This is a genomic window from Streptomyces thermoalcalitolerans (genome assembly GCF_039525155.1).
Lineage (GTDB): Bacteria > Actinomycetota > Actinomycetes > Streptomycetales > Streptomycetaceae > Streptomyces > Streptomyces thermovulgaris.
In genome coordinates this window covers 196,013-211,823 of record NZ_BAAAHG010000004.1, presented here as the reverse complement: position 1 = coordinate 211,823, position 15,811 = coordinate 196,013, and the positions used below count along the sequence as shown (strand labels likewise).

Sequence of the window (15,811 nt, the reverse complement as noted above, 5' to 3'; positions counted from 1 at the left end):
CGCCGCACCCGCGGCTCCCGCCTCCGCCCAGCCGGACGACGAGGGCGCGTACGTGACCCCGCTGGTGCGCAAGCTCGCCGCCGAGCACGGCGTCGACCTGTCCACCGTCAAGGGCACGGGCGTCGGCGGCCGTATCCGCAAGCAGGACGTGCTCGCCGCCGCCGAGGCCGCGAAGGCCGCCGCCCCGGCCCCCGCCACCGCCCCCGCGGCGCGGAAGAAGGCCCCCGTCCTGGAGGCCTCCCCGCTGCGCGGCCAGACCGTGAAGATGCCGCGGATCCGCAAGGTCATCGGCGACAACATGGTCAAGGCCCTGCACGAGCAGGCCCAGCTGTCCTCGGTCGTCGAGGTCGACGTCACCCGCCTGATGACGCTGCGCGCGCGGGCCAAGGACGCCTTCCAGGCGCGTGAGGGCGTCAAGCTCTCCCCGATGCCGTTCTTCGTCAAGGCCGCGGCCCAGGCGCTGAAGGCCCACCCGGTCATCAACGCCAGGATCAACGAGGCCGAGGGGACCATCACCTACTTCGACACCGAGCACATCGGTATCGCGGTGGACTCCGAGAAGGGCCTGATGACCCCGGTCATCAAGAACGCCGGCGACCTCAACATCGCCGGTATCGCCAAGGCCACGGCCGAGCTGGCGGGCAAGGTCCGCAGCAACAAGATCACGCCGGACGAGCTGGCCGGCGCGACCTTCACCATCTCCAACACCGGTTCGCGCGGCGCGCTGTTCGACACGATCATCGTGCCGCCGGGCCAGGTCGCGATCCTCGGCATCGGCGCCACCGTCAAGCGCCCGGCCGTCATCGAGACCGAGGAGGGCACGGTCATCGGCATCCGCGACATGGTGTACCTGACCCTCTCCTACGACCACCGCCTGGTGGACGGCGCCGACGCGGCCCGCTACCTGACGGCGGTCAAGGCGATCCTGGAGGCGGGCGAGTTCGAGGTCGAGCTCGGGCTCTGACCCCAGCGGTTCCTCGGAGCCGGGGATCCCCCACGGCGTCGGGCCCGGCCCCGAACAGAGCCGAACATCTGCACGGCGCCCCCGCCCGGAGCACTCCGGGCGGGGGCGCCGCTTTGCCCGTTCTTGGGCCTACCGGCGTGTAAGCCTCGTCTCACCTGCGCGAAAGCGCCCCTGTGCGCCCTTCCTCCTGGCGCCGACCGCCGTATTGTCTAAGCGTCAACGCCGCTCGGGGACTCACCGGTCCCCCGCTAAGGAGCCCTTCATGACCGCGCCCCTTGTCCACTCACTGCGCGAGCAGATCCGCGAGCACATCGTGGAGGGCATCGTCAGCGGCCGATGGAAGCCGGGTGAGCGGATCGTGGAGCGGCGGATCGCGACCGAGCTCGAGGTCAGCCAGACCCCGGTGCGGGAGGCGCTGCGCGAGCTGGAGTCGCTGCGGCTGATCGAGTCGGTGCCCAACAAGGGCGTGCGGGTGCGGAACCTGACCGCCGCCGACCTGGAGGAGAGCTACCCGGTCCGGGCCGGTCTGGAGGCCATCGCGGCGGAGCTGGCGGCCGAGCGGCTGGGCGAGGACTGCTCGGTGCTGGAACCGCATGTGGCCGCGCTGTACGAGGCCGACCGCAAGTCCGACGGCACCGCCCAGGTGCGGCACACGGTGGCCTTCCACCGCGAGATGGTCCGCGCGGCCGGCAACTCGGTGCTGCTGCACACCTGGGAGGGCCTGGGGATCGAGGTGTTCACCACGCTGTCGATCCGCTGGCTGGGCACGGTCCAGCAGTCGTACGCGGAGGAGCACGAGGAGCTGATGGAGGCGTTCCGCAGGCGCGACCCGCGGATCGCCGAGCTGGTGAAGGCACACGTCCTCGGCTGCGCTCCACGCGCCTGATCAAGGGCATTTCCTCACTACCCGGGAAAACCAGAACTACCTGAGAAAAACAGACGAAATCGCGGCACCGGGTGCCGGATTCCAAGGCACCGCGTGCCGACTTTCTGGAAATCCAAGGGTTTTGATCGCCAAACCTTTGATCGATCATCGATCAGGGGGTTACAGTCACCGATGGGCTTCCACCAGAGCCTCACGCCCTGTCCTGCCAAAGACCCAGGGCACCCCCGAACCCTTCGACGAGGGACCCCCTTTCGACTGAGGAAGGCGGCGACATGACCGACCCCAACGCCATCCGGCCGAGCGAGCTCGACCAGCTCCCGGACCGCGACCCCGAGGAGACCGCCGAATGGCAGGCCTCTCTGGATGCCGTCGCCAAGGCGGCCGGGCCGCACCGTGCCGCGTATCTGATGCGCCGCACGCTGGAGCGTGCCGAAGGCATCGGTGTCGCCCTGCCCAAACTCCTCGAGACGGACTACGTCAACTCCATCCCGACCGCCGCCGAGCCGGCCGTCCCCGGTGACGAGGCCCTGGAGGCCCGTATCACCGCGTGGAACCGGTGGAACGCGGCGGCGATGGTGACCCGTGCCAGCAAGTACGGCGTCGGCGGCCACATCGCCACCTTCGCCTCCGCCGCGTGGCTGTACGAGATCGGCTTCAACCACTTCTTCCGCGGCAAGGAGGGCGACGGCTCCGGCGACCAGCTCTTCATCCAGGGCCACGCCTCCCCGGGCATCTACGCCCGCGCCTTCCTCGACGGCCGGCTGACCGAGCAGCACCTGGACAACTTCCGCCAGGAGGCGGGCGGAGGCGGTCTGCCCTCCTACCCGCACCCGCGCCGGCTGCCCTGGCTGTGGGAGTTCCCGACGGTGTCGATGGGCCTCGGCCCGATCTCCGCCATCTACCAGGCCCGGTTCAACCGCTACCTCACCAGCCGGGGCATCAAGGACGTCTCCGACTCCCACGTCTGGGCGTTCCTCGGCGACGGCGAGATGGACGAGCCCGAGTCGACGACCGCGCTCACCCTCGCCGCCCGCGAGAAGCTGGACAACCTCACCTTCGTCATCAACTGCAACCTGCAGCGCCTGGACGGCCCGGTCCGCGCCAACTTCAAGATCGTGCAGGAGCTGGAGGCCCTGTTCCGCGGCGCCGGCTGGAACGTGATCAAGACGCTGTGGGGCTCGGCCTGGGACGAGCTGTTCCGGCTCGACACCACCGGCGCGCTGGCCCGCCGGCTGCGCGAGGTGCCGGACGCACAGATCCAGACGTACCAGACCCGCGACGCCGCCTACATCCGCCAGCACTTCTTCGGGGCCGACCCGGCGCTCGCGGAGATGGCGAAGCTGCTCAGCGACGACAAGATCATCGAGTGCTTCCACTTCTCCCGCGGCGGCCATGAGCCCCGCAAGATCTACGCCGCCTACCGGGCCGCCCTCGCCCACAAGGGCGCCCCGACGGTGATCCTGGCCCAGACGGTCAAGGGCCACACCCTCGGTGCGGGCTTCGCGTCGAAGAACGCCAACCACCAGATGAAGAAGCTGTCGGTGGACGAGTTCAAGGCGCTGCGCGACCTCCTCGAGCTGCCCATCCCCGACAGCGCCTTCGCCGACGGCCAGGTCCCCTACGGCCACCCCGGCGCCGACTCCCCCGAGGTGCGCTACCTCCAGGAGCGCCGCGCGGCCCTCGGCGGCCCGGCCCCGGCCCGCCGCGTCCACCCGGTCCCCGCGCTGCCCGCGCCCGCCGAGAAGGCCTTCACCGCCTTCGACAAGGGCTCCGGCTCGCAGAAGGTGGCCACCACCATGGCCTTCGTCCGCCTGGTCAAGGACCTGATCCGCGACCGGGAGACGGGCAGGCGCTGGGTGCCGATCGTCCCGGACGAGGCGCGCACCTTCGGCATGGAGTCGCTGTTCCCCTCGATCGGCATCTACTCGCCCATGGGCCAGACGTACGAGCCGGTCGACCGCGACCAGCTGATGTACTACAAGGAGGCCAAGAACGGCCAGATCCTCAACGAGGGGATCACCGAGGCCGGGTCGATGGCCGACTTCATCGCCGCCGCCACCTCGTACGCGACGCACGGCGAGCCGGTGATCCCGTTCTACATCTTCTACTCGATGTTCGGCTGGCAGCGCACCGCCGACCAGATGTGGCAGCTCGGCGACCAGCTCGGCCGCGGCTTCCTGGTCGGTGCCACGGCGGGCCGTACGACGCTGACGGGCGAGGGCCTGCAGCACGCCGACGGCCACTCCCCGCTCATCGCGGCGACCAACCCGGCGGCGCTGACGTACGACCCGGCGTTCGCCTACGAGATCGCGGTCATCGTCAAGGAGGGCCTGCGCCGGATGTACGGCGAGGCGGCGCCCGGCGAGGACCAGAACGTCTTCTACTACCTGACCGTCTACAACGAGCCGCTGCCGCAGCCGGCGAAACCGTCCGTCCCCGGCATCGACGAGGGCATCGTCAAGGGCCTGTACCGCTTCAACACAGCGGAGTCGGCGGGGCTCTCCGTCCCGGCCAACGCCCCGCGGATCCAGCTGCTCGGCTCCGGCACGGCGATCCACTGGGCGCTGGAGGCCCAGCGATTGCTCGCCGAGGAGTGGGGCGTGGCCGCCGACGTGTGGTCGGCGACCTCCTGGGGCGAGCTGCGCCGGGACGCCATGGAGGCCGACGCCGCGCTGCTGCGCGGCGAGGAGCGGGTGCCGTACGTCCGCCGGGCGCTGCAGGGCGTCGAGGGGCCGGTGCTCGCGGTCTCCGACTACATGCGCCAGGTCCCGGACCAGATCGCGCAGTGGGTCGAGCAGGACTACACCTCGCTGGGCACCGACGGCTTCGGTCTGTCGGACACCCGTGAGGCCGCCCGCCGTCACTTCGGCGTCGACGCCCAGTCGATCGTCGTCGCCTCCCTGGCCCAGCTGGCCCACCGCGGCGAGGTGAAGGCCACGGCGGTCAAGGAGGCACGGGAGAAGTACGGCCTGTGAGGGCCGGCGGCGTGCCGATGAGGTGAGGCCATGCGGAAGGGGTACGGCGACCGCCGTGCCCCTTCGCTGTCGGTGGCCCTCGGCATGATGGCCGTATGCGTGCCGCCCGCCTGATCAAAATGGTGCTGCTGCTCCAGTCGCGCCCCTCGATGACCGCCGCCGAGCTCGCCCGGGAGCTGGAGGTGTCGGAGCGGACCGTCGCACGGGACGCGCAGGCGCTGTCGGAGGCGGGCGTGCCGGTGTACGCCGCCCGGGGCCGGGCCGGGGGCTACCGGCTGGTCGGCGGCTATCGCACCCGGCTGACCGGGCTCGCCCGCAGTGAGGCCGAGGCACTGTTCCTGAGCGGCGTGCCGGAGGCGCTGAGGGAGATGGGGCTCCAGGACGCCGCGTCGGCCGCCCGGCTGAAGGTGTCCGCGGCCCTGCTGCCGTCCCTGCGCGACGCCCCCCGTACGGCGGCGCAGCGCTTCCACCTGGACGCGCCCGACTGGTTCCGGGAGCCGAAGACGCCCGAGCTGCTGCCGGCGGTCGCGGAGGCGGTGTGGGACGACCGGCGGATCAGCGCCCGGTACCGGCGCGGCGAGGAGGAGGTCGTACGGGAGCTGGAGCCGTACGGACTGGTGCTCAAGGCGGGCCTGTGGTACCTGTGCGCGCGGGTCACCGGGCCCGGCGCCTTCCGGGTGTACCGCCTCGACCGGTTCACCGCGGTGGAGGCGACCGGGGAGCGGTTTGAGCGGGACGACGGCTTCGACCTGCCCGCCTTCTGGGAGGAGCGGGCGGAGCAGTTCGCGCGGTCGATCCTGCGGGCCGAGGTGGTGGTGCGGCTGTCCGAGGAGGGCATGCGGCGGCTGGTGTACGCGGTGGGCCCGGTACCGGCCCGGGAAGCACGGGCGACGGCCGGTGCGCCCGATGAGCACGGATGGGTGACGGTCACCCTGCCGGTGGAGTCCGAGCGGGTCGCGTACGACCAGCTCATGGCGCTCGGCCCGGAGGCCGAGGTGCTGGCCCCGACGACGCTGCGGGAGCGCTTCGCGCACGACGCGGCCCGGCTGGGCGCGCTGTACCGGTCCTAGCCCTGTCTCTGCCCTGTCTCTGCCCTGTCTCTGCCCTGTCTCTGCCCTGTCTCTGCCCTGTCTCTGCCCTGTCTCTGCCCTGTCTCTGCCCTGTCTCTTTTCCTGGTCCTGCCTCTTTTCCCGGCCCTGTTTTCCTGGTCCTGTCGTCGTCTGCCCGACCGCCCGTCCGACAGGGGCCGGGCCGCGCGGTGTCGTGGGGTCGCGTGGGGCCCCTGCTCAGGGTGTCTCCGTTCGCGGGGGTGTTTCCGTCCGGACGGAGCCGGGAACCCGCGGCAGTGCGTGCCCGGGGCGCCTCCTGGCCGCCGGACCGGGAACGTCGCACGGCAGGCGGGGATGCGGCGGCAGGAACCGGCGCCGGCGCGCTCCGCGTGCGCCCCCGGCGTGAGGATCGGTGCGTGGGCCGTGATGGACGAGACGGAGTTCTGGGAGCTGATCGACGGCAGCCGCGAGACCGCCGGAGGCGATCCGGAGGAACAGGCCGGTCTGCTCGTCGAGTGGCTGCTGGACTGTGACCCCGAGACGGTCCTGGACTTCGCCCGTCACTTCGAGTCCCGCTACAACCGTGCCTACCGCTGGGACCTGTGGGGCGCCGCCTGGGTGCTGCTGAACGGGGCCAGTGACGACGCCTTCGACTTCTTCCGGTGCTGGCTGATCGGCCAGGGCCGGGAGGTCTTCGAGGGCGCTCTGCACGACCCGGACTCCCTCGCCGACCTGCTGGGCGACTTCGACGAGGAGATCGACGGCGACGGCGAGGACCTCGGCTACGCGGCCGACGAGGCCTATGAGCAGCTCACCGGCACGGTCGCCCCCGATCTGGGCCTCGCGCCGGCCCCCGCCGAACCGGAGGGCACTCCGCTCGACCTCGAGAACGACCGGGTTCTCGCCCGGCGCTACCCCCGGCTGTGGGACCGCTTCCGCGCCTGAGCTCCGCGCGCCGGACACCCGTGCGCCGGATGCCCGTGCGCCCGCCCGTGCCCGTCAGGACGTGCGTCCGCGCCCGGTGGGCCCGCCCCAGGTGAGGCGGGGTGCCGCGTTGGCCTGGTCGAGGGCGGACGCGGTGACGTCGGGAGGGCCGAGGAGGACCGTGGCGACCGCGCACGCCACCGTCCAGGGACCGCGCACGGCCGCCGCCCATCCCGCCGCCCGTTCCTCCGCCGTCCGTCGTCCCGGCGCGGTCCGCTCCGCTGTCGTCCGTCCCGCCGCTATGCGCTCCCGGGTCACCCGCCCGGGGGAGCCGCCGGGGCTCATCTCGCCCTCCATGGCCGGGCCGCCGTTCCCCGGATCACCGGCGGGCAAAGCGCCGGGGCCGCTCCCGGGCAGCCGGTCCCAAAGCCGTCCTTGCAGCCCAAAGGGGCGGGGAGCAGGGCCGTGACACCCGGCAGACGGCACAGCGGCGCCCGCGGAAGGAAGCCCGGCCGTCCCGTACGACGGCCTCGGGCGCGCCCGGTTCTTCGCACACCACACATGGACATCACTGTCGGTCCGTTCCGCCCCGTCCGCGATGTGTGCTGTGCCACCTGGTGGAACCATCGTCCTGATCCGTGACGTTTCTGGGGATACACGTACACGTGACCGGTCCCCCGGATCCACGTGTACGTGGCTGTTCACCGGGCCCGTCCGGCGCGCACGTGAGGATCCGAGAGAAAGGCGGCGCGAGTGGACCTGCTGGACCTGCTGTTGGTGCTGGTGATCCTCGTCTACGCCGTGTCCGGCTACCGGCGGGGCCTGGTGGCCGGATGTGTCTCACTGGCCGGTTTCGTCGGCGGCGCGGTCGTCGGCGTGTGGCTCCTGCCGTGGGTGATGGACTTCGTCACGCGCGGGACGACGACGGCGACGGTCACCGCCGTGCTCACGGTGCTGGTGCCGGCCGTGGTGGGCCATGAGCTGGCGGGCCGTCTGGCGCTGCGGCTGCGGCGCGAGCTGGACCACGGACCGCTGCGCATGGCCGACGGCATCGGCGGGGCCGTCGCCAACTCGGCGGCGGTGCTGATCGTCGCCTGGGTGGCCGCGAGCGTCCTGGTCGTCTCCTCCTCCCCGGTGGTGACCTCGGCGATACGTGCCTCGAAGCTGCTGGGCACCGTGCAGAACGCGATGCCGGACACCACCCCGGCCTGGTTCTCGCGCGCCACCTCCGCACTGACCGAGGCCGGCTTCCCGCAGGTCTTCAACCCGTTCGAGAACGAGCCCACGGCGGGCGTGGCCAGACCCTCCGACGACAGCGTGACGGAGAGAGCGGCGATCGCCGCCCAGCTGAGCACGGTCAAGATCGAGGGCTTCTCGGGCAACCAGGGCCGCGAGGGCAGCGGCTTCGTGTTCGCACCGCAGCGCGTGATGACCAATGCGCACGTGGTGGCCGGCATCGACCATCCGACCGTGCAGGTCGGCGGCGTCGGGCGGCCGTACGAGGCGCGCGTGGTGCTGTTCGACCCGGACCGGGACGTGGCCGTGCTGTACGTCCCCGGGCTGCGCGCCCCGGCACTGGAGTTCGACGACACCGCCCTGCGCGGTGAGCCGGCGGTGGTCGCCGGCTATCCGCAGGACGGCAACCTGGATCTGCAGGCGGCGACGGTGGCCAACCGGATCCAGGCGACGGGCCGGAGCATCTACAACGACACCACGGTCACCCGGGAGATCTACTCCATCCGCTCCACCGTCCGCCCGGGCAACTCCGGCGGCCCGCTGCTCACCGCGGACGGCCGGGTCTTCGGGATGATCTTCGCCCGGTCCACCTCCGACAGCGAGACCGGCTATGCGCTGACGGCGGCCGAACTCGTCCCGGCCGCACGGCGGGCGGCGTACGCGACCACTCCGGTGGACACGGGCCGGCTGGTCACCTCTTGACGCGCACGGCTCACACGAAGCGGCCCATGAACACGTCGTCGACATAGGCGCCGTCCAGGTGGAACTCCTCCGGAAGGACTCCCTCCACCACGAAGCCCTCGGACTCGTACAGCCTGCGGGCCGGGGTGTTGTGCCCGAGCACCCGCAGGGTGAGACGGCGGGCGCCCCGCCGGCGGGCCTCCTCGACGGCGGCGCGCAGCAGAGCGCGGGCCACTCCCCTGCCCCGGGCCTCCTCGGCCACGGCGAGCCCGCGGATCATCCACACATGCGCGTTCGACGCGAGCCCGGAGGCACGGCCGAGCCGGAGAAAGCCGACGAGGCGGCCGTCGAGCTCGGCGACGAGGTGGTCCTTCGGCCCGTATCGCTCGTTGAAGAAGGGTTCGTACGGCGGCTGGGGGCGCGGCTGCACGGAGTGCAGGGGGGACCAGGTCTCGCGGTCGAGTCGGGCGAGGGCGTCCTCGTCGTCGTATGCGGCATGACGTATGAGCGGAACCGGCATGGGGCCACCCTATGCGCGGACCGGGCGCCGTCCAGCGGATTTCCGGGCGGTCGCCCGGCAGGATGGTGCCCATGGAACGGAGGCGAATCGCGGTGGCCGGCGCGTCCGGTCTGATCGGCAGTGCGCTGGTGCGGTCCCTGCGGGCGGACGGGCACGAGGTGGTGCGCCTGGTGCGCCGTGCGCCACGCGGCGCGGACGAGGTCCGCTGGGACCCGGCCGGGCGGCATGTGGACGTGACCGGGCTCGCCGGGTGCGACGCGGTGGTCAACCTGGCGGGCGCGGGGGTGGGCGACCGCCGCTGGACCCGGGCGTACAAGAGGGAGATCCGGGACAGCCGGGTGCTGGGCACGAAGACGCTCGCCGAGGCCGTCGCCTCCCTGGACGTACGGCCGCGGGTGTTCGTCAACGGCAGCGCGATCGGTTTCTACGGCGACACCGGGGACCGGGCCGTCGACGAGGACGCGCCGCCCGGGGAGGGTTTTCTGCCGCGGCTGTGCGTGGAGTGGGAGCGGGCCGCCGCCCCGGCGCAGAAGGCGGGGGTGCGGACGGTGTTCGCGCGCACCGGGCTGGTGGTGGCCCGCGAGGGCGGGGCGTGGGGGCGGCTGTTCCCGCTGTTCAGGGCCGGGCTCGGCGGACGGCTCGGGGACGGACGGCAGTACTGGTCGTTCATCGCCCTGCACGACGAGGTGGCCGCGCTGCGCCATCTCATCGACACCGAGAGCCTGTCCGGGCCGGTCAACCTCACCGCGCCGAAGCCGCTGACGAACCGTGAGATCACCGCGGCGATGGGCCGGGTGCTGCACCGGCCGACGCTGCTGCCGGTGCCGGCGCCGGTGCTGCGCGGGGTGCTCGGGGAGATGGCGGGGGATGTGCTGGGCAGCGCACGGGTGGTGCCCAGGCGGCTGCTGGAGTCGGGCTTCTCGTTCGCCTTTCCGGGCATCGAGGACGCCGTACGGGCGGCCCTGCGACGCCCGGGGTGCCCGCGGCGGCGGTGACGGGACTGCCCCGGCGGTGACGAGCCGTCGCGAGACCCTTGGGACCGTGTGCGACCGTCGTGCGACCGTGCTCTGCCCGTGTGCGACCGTTCCCGACCGGCCACGGGCCTAAGGACGACATGAACTCGGGTATTCCTCAAGCCGGTTGAGGGCATCACTGCCCCACCTGCCGCGCAACCTCGAGGAGGGGCACGTGCTTGAGCCCGCGTATGAGGCGGACGTCGTCGTCGTGGGAGCCGGGGTCGCCGGGCTCTCGGCCGCGCACCGGCTGATCCGTGCAGGAGTGACCACCGTGGTTCTGGAGGCCGCCCCCTGGGTGGGCGGCCGTATGTCGACGGAGAAGATCGACGGGTTCCGGCTCGACCGGATCGGACAGCTGCTGTCCACGCCGTATCCCCACCCGGCCCTGGGCCCGGGGCTCGAAGCGCTTGTGCTGCGCCCCTTCGCACCCGGGGTCCTGCTGCACAGCGACGGACGGCACCATCGCGCGAGCGTTCCGGCGCACGGGGGGAGCACAAGGGGCGCACTGCACGCCGTGCGCGCCCTGACGAGCGCCCCGCGGTCGGTCGGCGCGCGCCCCCGCATGAGCACGGGCGAGGGACCGGGCGCCACCGCGCCGCTGCCCGACGGTCCGCCCTCCGGGCGGCTCGTCCGCGGCACGCCGCTCCGGCTGCGCTCCACGCTGGCCCGGATCGCCGCCACGCCCGTCGACCGCCTGCTGTCCCGTCCCGAGCTGCCCGCCCGGGAGGCGCTGGCGGCCCGGGGCCTGCCCGCCCGCACGGTCGACGGCTTCCTGCGCCCGCTGCTGGCCGCCCTGCTGTGCGACCCGGATCTCACCACGTCCAGCCGGTGCGCGGACCTCGCCCTGCACTCCTTCGTGTCCGGCCGGCTGTGCCTGCCGGAGGGCGGCGCGGAGGCCCTGCCGGAACTGCTCGCGCGCACCCTGCCGCCGGGCACCGTGCGCACCGGCGTCCAGGTCACCTCGGTCTCCACCACCGCGGTGACCACCGCCGAGCACGGCCGGATCCGCTGTCGTGCCGTTCTGCTCGCCACCGACGCGCGCGCCGCCGCCGAGCTACTGCCCGGACTGCGCGTGCCGGACTTCCATCCGGTGACGGTGGTCCACCACACGACGGACGAGCCTCCGGCGACGGGCGGGTATCTGCTGCTCGACGCGGACCGCAGCGGCCCGGTCGCCCACACGGCGGTGGTCAGCCATGTCGACCCCACTCGCGCCCCCTCCGGCCGCGTCCTGGTGTCGTCGACGGTCCTGGGAACGCCCCCGCCCGATGTCGACACCGCCGTACGCCGCCATCTGTCCCGCCTCTACGGCACCTCCACCGCCCGCTGGGAGACCCTGGCCGTCCACCACACCCCCGAGGCCGTCCCGGCGATGCGCCCTCCGTACGACCCGCACCGCCCGGTGCGTCTGCTGGCGGGTCTGTACGTCTGCGGCGACCACCGGGACGCCAGCACCGTCCAGGGTGCCCTGCGGTCGGCCCGCCGGGCCTGTGCGGCCCTCCTGAACGACCTGCGGGCCGACCGTCCGCTGCACACGGCGGAGCCGCGCCCGACGACCCCGCGCCCCGCGGCGGCCTGACCCCCACGGGCCGCCGCGGGGGCCCGGCCGGCAAACATGCCGCACCGGCGTCGGGTGGGCCCGGGCCCCTCGGTCAGCCCAGGGCGGCGACCTTGTCGCGGTAGGTGCGGACCGGGGCGGCGTCCTTGTACGGCTCCAGCCGGCGTTCGAAGTCCCTGATGTACTCCAGGGCCCGCGCCGAGCGCATGTCCGCCGCCTGGGCCGCCGCCTCGGCGCCCAGGCGGCAGGCCTGGTCCAGGTCGTCGAGGCCGAGGCGGGCGGTCGCCAGGACCACCCGGCAGAACAGGCGGCTGCGGGCGTACGCCGGGGCGCGCAGCTGGAGCGAGCGCTCGGCGTGCTGGGCGGCGGCGCGGTACTGCTGCAGATCCCGGTGGCAGTGCGCGAACTCGTCGGCCAGCTCCGCCTCGTCGAAGGACCGTGCCCAGAACGGCACCTCGTCCCCGGGCCGTGCGGCCTCCAGGCAGCGCTCGGCCCGCACCAGGGCCGGGGTGCAGGCGCGCACCTCGCCGAGCACGCCGTGCCCGCGCGCCTCGGCCGCGTGGAACATCGCCTGCACGACGGCCGGAGCCGAGGTGCCGAGCCCCTGCTGGGCCACGCGCGCGAGCTGCACCGCCTCCCGCCCGTGCCCCAGGTAGGCGGCCTGCCGGCTCATGGTGACGAGGACATAGGCGCCGTAGGCCCGGTCCCCCGCGGCCTGGGACAGCCGCAGCGCCTGGACGAAGTAGCGCTGGGCGAGCCCGTGCGCGGCGATGTCGTACGACGTCCAGCCCACGAGCCGGGTCAGATCGGCGGTCGCCGCGAACAGCCGGCGCCCGGTCTGCTCCCCGTAGACGCCGCGCAGCATCGGCTCGCACTCGTGCTCCAGGTAGCGCACGAGCGCCTGACGGGCGTGGCCGCCGCCGTACCGGTCGTCCAGGGTGCGGAACAGCTCGCTGACCGAGCGCAGCGCGGCGATGTCCCCGGCGGTGACCTTCTGGCCCGGTTCGCGCTCGGTCCGGTTCGGCATGCTCCGGCCGCGCTGCCGGGGCACCCCGGACGCCGCCGGGTCGGACGCCTTCGCCGGCCCGCCGGCGGACCGGCCCTGCGCGGGGACCCGGGCACCGGGCGCCTCGAGCCGGGCCACCCGTTCGTCGGCCCGCCCGATCAGCCAGTCCCGGCTGGGCACGACCAGTCCCGCCGGGGTGAAGGCGATCCTGCGCAGCTCGGCGTGGTTGCCGGAGTCCTTGCGCCACAGCCCGCCGACGATGTCCACGGCCTCCTCGGGCGTGGCGGCGTACTCCAGCCCCGCGTACACCGGCGCGCAGGCGTCCAGGCCCAGGTCCTGCGCGGTCAGGCGGCGGCCCAGGCGCCGGGTGAAGACCTCCGCGATGAGGGCGGGAGTGGTGCCCCGCGGCTGCTGTCCGCGCAGCCAGCGGGTGACCGACGTCTTGTCGTATCTCAGGTCGAGCCCGTGCTCGAGGCCGAGCTGGTCCACACGGCGGGCCAGACCCGCGTTGGAGAATCCCGCTTCTGCGATGAGCGCGGCGAGCTGGCGGTTGGGAGTGCGCGGCGCGGGTCGTTGCGTCATCTGCGGTGCGGTCTCCTGACTTTCAGGTGTCCACGCGGTCGCGTGGATGCCCGGATTGCCTGTGAGCAGCCTTGACGGCCTCATGAACGGCGCGAATGTAGCGGAGAGTGAGCAGCCGACTGCACCCTTTCACCAGCATTCATCCGATCGTGTGAGGATTTTCTGTGCGACTGACGCCTGGCGAACAGACGTACAGTGGCGTGGGCGCGCTGCGTGCCCCGTGACCTTCCGAGGGAGGCATCTGCCGTGAGAGAGCTGCGGTTCGTCCGCATGGGATTCGGCGCCGAGGCCGTGGACTACCAGGTGGCCTGGGACGAGCAGCGCCGGGTGCACGCCGCCCGGTTCGCGGACGAGATACCCGACACCGTGCTGCTCCTGGAACACCCGCCGGTCTACACGGCCGGCCGGCGCACCGAGGACAGCGAGCGTCCGCTCGACGGCACTCCCGTGATCGACGTGGACCGCGGCGGCAAGATCACCTGGCACGGCCCCGGCCAGCTGGTCGGCTACCCGATCCAGAAGCTGCCCCGCCCGGTGGACGTGGTGGCCCACGTACGGCGTCTGGAGGAAGCCCTGATCCGCACCTGCGCGGAGTTCGGCCTCGAGACCACCCGGGTCGAGGGCCGCAGCGGGGTGTGGGTCCTCGGCGACCCGGTCGAGCAGCGGCCGTCGCTGGGCGGGCTGTCCCTGGACTTCGATCCGCGGCTGACCGACGAGGAGTTCGACCCGCGGCTCAGCGGCCCGGAGTACGCCCCCTCCAACGCCGGCCAGCGGCGCGAGGACCGCAAGATCGCCGCGATCGGCATCCGGGTCGCCAAGGGCGTCACGATGCACGGCTTCGCCCTGAACGTGAACCCCGACAACAAGTGGTTCGACAAGATCATCCCCTGTGGGATCCGCGACGCGGGGGTCACCTCACTGGCGAACGAGCTGGGCCGGGACGTGACGGTCGAGGAGGTCCTGCCGGTCGTCGAACGGCATCTGCGCGACGTGCTGGGGAACGCCGACCTGAAGCCGCGACAGATCGAGAGGACGCCGGCCTGAGGCGGCCCGCCCGGCGTACGAGGACGGCCCGAGGGCGGCCCGGAAGCCGCTTCGGAGCCGTTCGGGGCCGGGCCGCCGCAAGGCCGCCGAAACCAGGGCGAGACCACGGCAAGACCAGGGGGAGCGCCCCCCGGGGACGGGGAAGGACAGGGGCGGCGGGGCCGTACGGCCCCGGGCGTACCCTGGGGACACCGAAGAGTCAATCGTTAGGGAGCCGGTCGTGTCCGCAGTCGCACCCGACGGACGCAAGTTGCTGCGCCTGGAGGTCCGCAACAGCCAGACCCCCATTGAGCGCAAGCCCGAGTGGATCAAGACTCGGGCGAAAATGGGCCCCGAGTACAGGAAGATGCAGAACCTCGTCAAGAGCGAGGGCCTGCACACGGTCTGTCAGGAAGCAGGCTGCCCGAACATCTACGAGTGCTGGGAGGACCGCGAGGCGACCTTCCTCATCGGCGGCGACCAGTGCACCCGGCGCTGCGACTTCTGCCAGATCGACACCGGCAAGCCCACGGCGCTCGACCGTGACGAGCCGCGCCGCGTGGGCGAGTCCGTGGTCGCCATGGACCTGAACTACGCCACCGTCACCGGCGTCGCCCGCGACGACCTGGAGGACGGCGGCGCCTGGCTGTACGCCGAGACCGTGCGCCAGATCCACCAGCAGACCGCGAACCGCGAGGGCGGCCGTACGAAGGTCGAGCTGCTGGCCCCCGACTTCAACGCGGTCCCGGAGCACCTGGAGGAGGTCTTCTCCTCCCGTCCCGAGGTCTTCGCCCACAACATCGAGACGGTCCCCAGGATCTTCCGGCGGATCCGCCCCGGCTTCCGCTACGAACGCTCCCTGAAGGTCCTCACCATGGCCCGCGACCACGGCCTGGTCACCAAGTCCAACCTCATCCTCGGCATGGGCGAGACCCGTGAGGAGATCAGCGAGGCGCTCAAGCAGCTGCACGACGCCGGCTGCGAGCTGATCACCATCACCCAGTACCTGCGCCCGTCGGTGCGCCACCACCCCGTGGAGCGGTGGGTCAAGCCGCAGGAGTTCGTCGAGCTGAAGGAGGAGGCCGAGCAGATCGGCTTCTCGGGCGTGATGGCCGGCCCGCTGGTACGGTCCTCCTACCGCGCCGGGCGCCTGTACCAGATGGCCATCGAGAAGCGCGGCACCTACGTCGCCGCCCAGGCGGTCTGAGGACGGGTGACGCTCCGTCACCGGCCCCGCCGGGCGAACGGACGAGCACACCTGTGAAATTGAGCACAAGATGTTACCGGCCAGTAATGGCCGGTATGACGCGGCCCTGACCGTCCTCGCAGATGAGGGCGCTCCTCAGGGCCGCGCCGGCCTTCCGGTCCGCGGCCGCAAGGCTTCACTGGCG

Annotated in this window: 13 protein-coding genes; 10 read left to right on the top strand and 3 right to left on the bottom strand. The window is 72.6% G+C overall.

Features of this window, described 5'->3' with window-relative positions:
• The 5 genes from sucB to ABD224_RS04805 form a co-directional block, all read left to right on the top strand.
• The coding region (sucB, locus tag ABD224_RS04825) for a 2-oxoglutarate dehydrogenase, E2 component, dihydrolipoamide succinyltransferase (RefSeq protein ID WP_344047114.1) at positions 1-964 on the top strand (964 nt) is incomplete at its 5' end.
• 262 nt (positions 965-1,226) lie between these two features.
• Positions 1,227-1,850 (top strand): GntR family transcriptional regulator, encoded by a 624-nt coding sequence (locus ABD224_RS04820; protein WP_344047112.1) that lies wholly within the window; start codon positions 1,227-1,229, stop codon positions 1,848-1,850.
• Between the two features lie 272 nt (positions 1,851-2,122).
• Positions 2,123-4,825, top strand: coding sequence for a pyruvate dehydrogenase (acetyl-transferring), homodimeric type (gene aceE / locus ABD224_RS04815; protein ID WP_344047110.1), 2,703 nt, complete (start codon positions 2,123-2,125; stop codon positions 4,823-4,825).
• Between the two features lie 95 nt (positions 4,826-4,920).
• Complete coding sequence (locus ABD224_RS04810; RefSeq protein WP_344047108.1) at positions 4,921-5,895, top strand: helix-turn-helix transcriptional regulator; 975 nt, start codon at positions 4,921-4,923, stop codon at positions 5,893-5,895.
• Between the two features lie 405 nt (positions 5,896-6,300).
• A complete protein-coding gene (locus tag ABD224_RS04805) occupies positions 6,301-6,819 on the top strand; it encodes a DUF4240 domain-containing protein (protein ID WP_344047136.1) in 519 nt (172 codons plus the stop codon).
• A 54-nt stretch (positions 6,820-6,873) separates the two neighbouring features.
• Here ABD224_RS04805 and ABD224_RS04800 read toward each other — a convergent pair whose 3' ends face one another.
• A complete protein-coding gene (locus ABD224_RS04800) occupies positions 6,874-7,143 on the bottom strand; it encodes a hypothetical protein (protein ID WP_344047106.1) in 270 nt (89 codons plus the stop codon).
• Between the two features lie 408 nt (positions 7,144-7,551).
• On the opposite strand from ABD224_RS04800, the gene ABD224_RS04795 reads away from it, so the two are divergent.
• Positions 7,552-8,736, top strand: a complete 1,185-nt coding sequence (locus ABD224_RS04795) for a MarP family serine protease (RefSeq protein WP_344047103.1) — start codon at positions 7,552-7,554, stop codon at positions 8,734-8,736.
• A 10-nt stretch (positions 8,737-8,746) separates the two neighbouring features.
• Here the strand turns inward: ABD224_RS04795 and ABD224_RS04790 are convergent, their stop codons facing one another.
• Positions 8,747-9,235, bottom strand: coding sequence for a GNAT family N-acetyltransferase (locus tag ABD224_RS04790; RefSeq protein WP_344047100.1), 489 nt, complete (start codon positions 9,233-9,235; stop codon positions 8,747-8,749).
• A 71-nt stretch (positions 9,236-9,306) separates the two neighbouring features.
• Between ABD224_RS04790 and ABD224_RS04785 the strand changes: the two genes are divergently transcribed.
• Together ABD224_RS04785 and ABD224_RS04780 are read left to right on the top strand one after the other, a co-directional pair.
• Positions 9,307-10,230, top strand: a complete 924-nt coding sequence (locus ABD224_RS04785; protein WP_344047098.1) for a TIGR01777 family oxidoreductase — start codon at positions 9,307-9,309, stop codon at positions 10,228-10,230.
• A 193-nt stretch (positions 10,231-10,423) separates the two neighbouring features.
• Positions 10,424-11,830: an NAD(P)/FAD-dependent oxidoreductase gene (locus ABD224_RS04780; protein ID WP_344047096.1), complete on the top strand. Its 1,407-nt coding sequence runs from the start codon at positions 10,424-10,426 to the stop codon at positions 11,828-11,830.
• 73 nt (positions 11,831-11,903) lie between these two features.
• On the opposite strand, the gene ABD224_RS04775 is transcribed toward ABD224_RS04780, so the two are convergent.
• On the bottom strand, positions 11,904-13,397 hold the full coding sequence (locus ABD224_RS04775; RefSeq protein ID WP_344047094.1) for an NsdA family TPR-like regulatory protein: 1,494 nt from the start codon (positions 13,395-13,397) through the stop codon (positions 11,904-11,906).
• A gap of 246 nt (positions 13,398-13,643) precedes the next feature.
• On the opposite strand from ABD224_RS04775, the gene lipB reads away from it, so the two are divergent.
• Positions 13,644-14,441, top strand: a complete 798-nt coding sequence (gene lipB / locus ABD224_RS04770; RefSeq protein ID WP_344047092.1) for a lipoyl(octanoyl) transferase LipB — start codon at positions 13,644-13,646, stop codon at positions 14,439-14,441.
• A 220-nt stretch (positions 14,442-14,661) separates the two neighbouring features.
• On the top strand, positions 14,662-15,627 hold the full coding sequence (gene lipA, locus ABD224_RS04765) for a lipoyl synthase (RefSeq protein WP_344047090.1): 966 nt from the start codon (positions 14,662-14,664) through the stop codon (positions 15,625-15,627).
• The last annotated feature ends 184 nt before the right edge of the window (positions 15,628-15,811 follow it).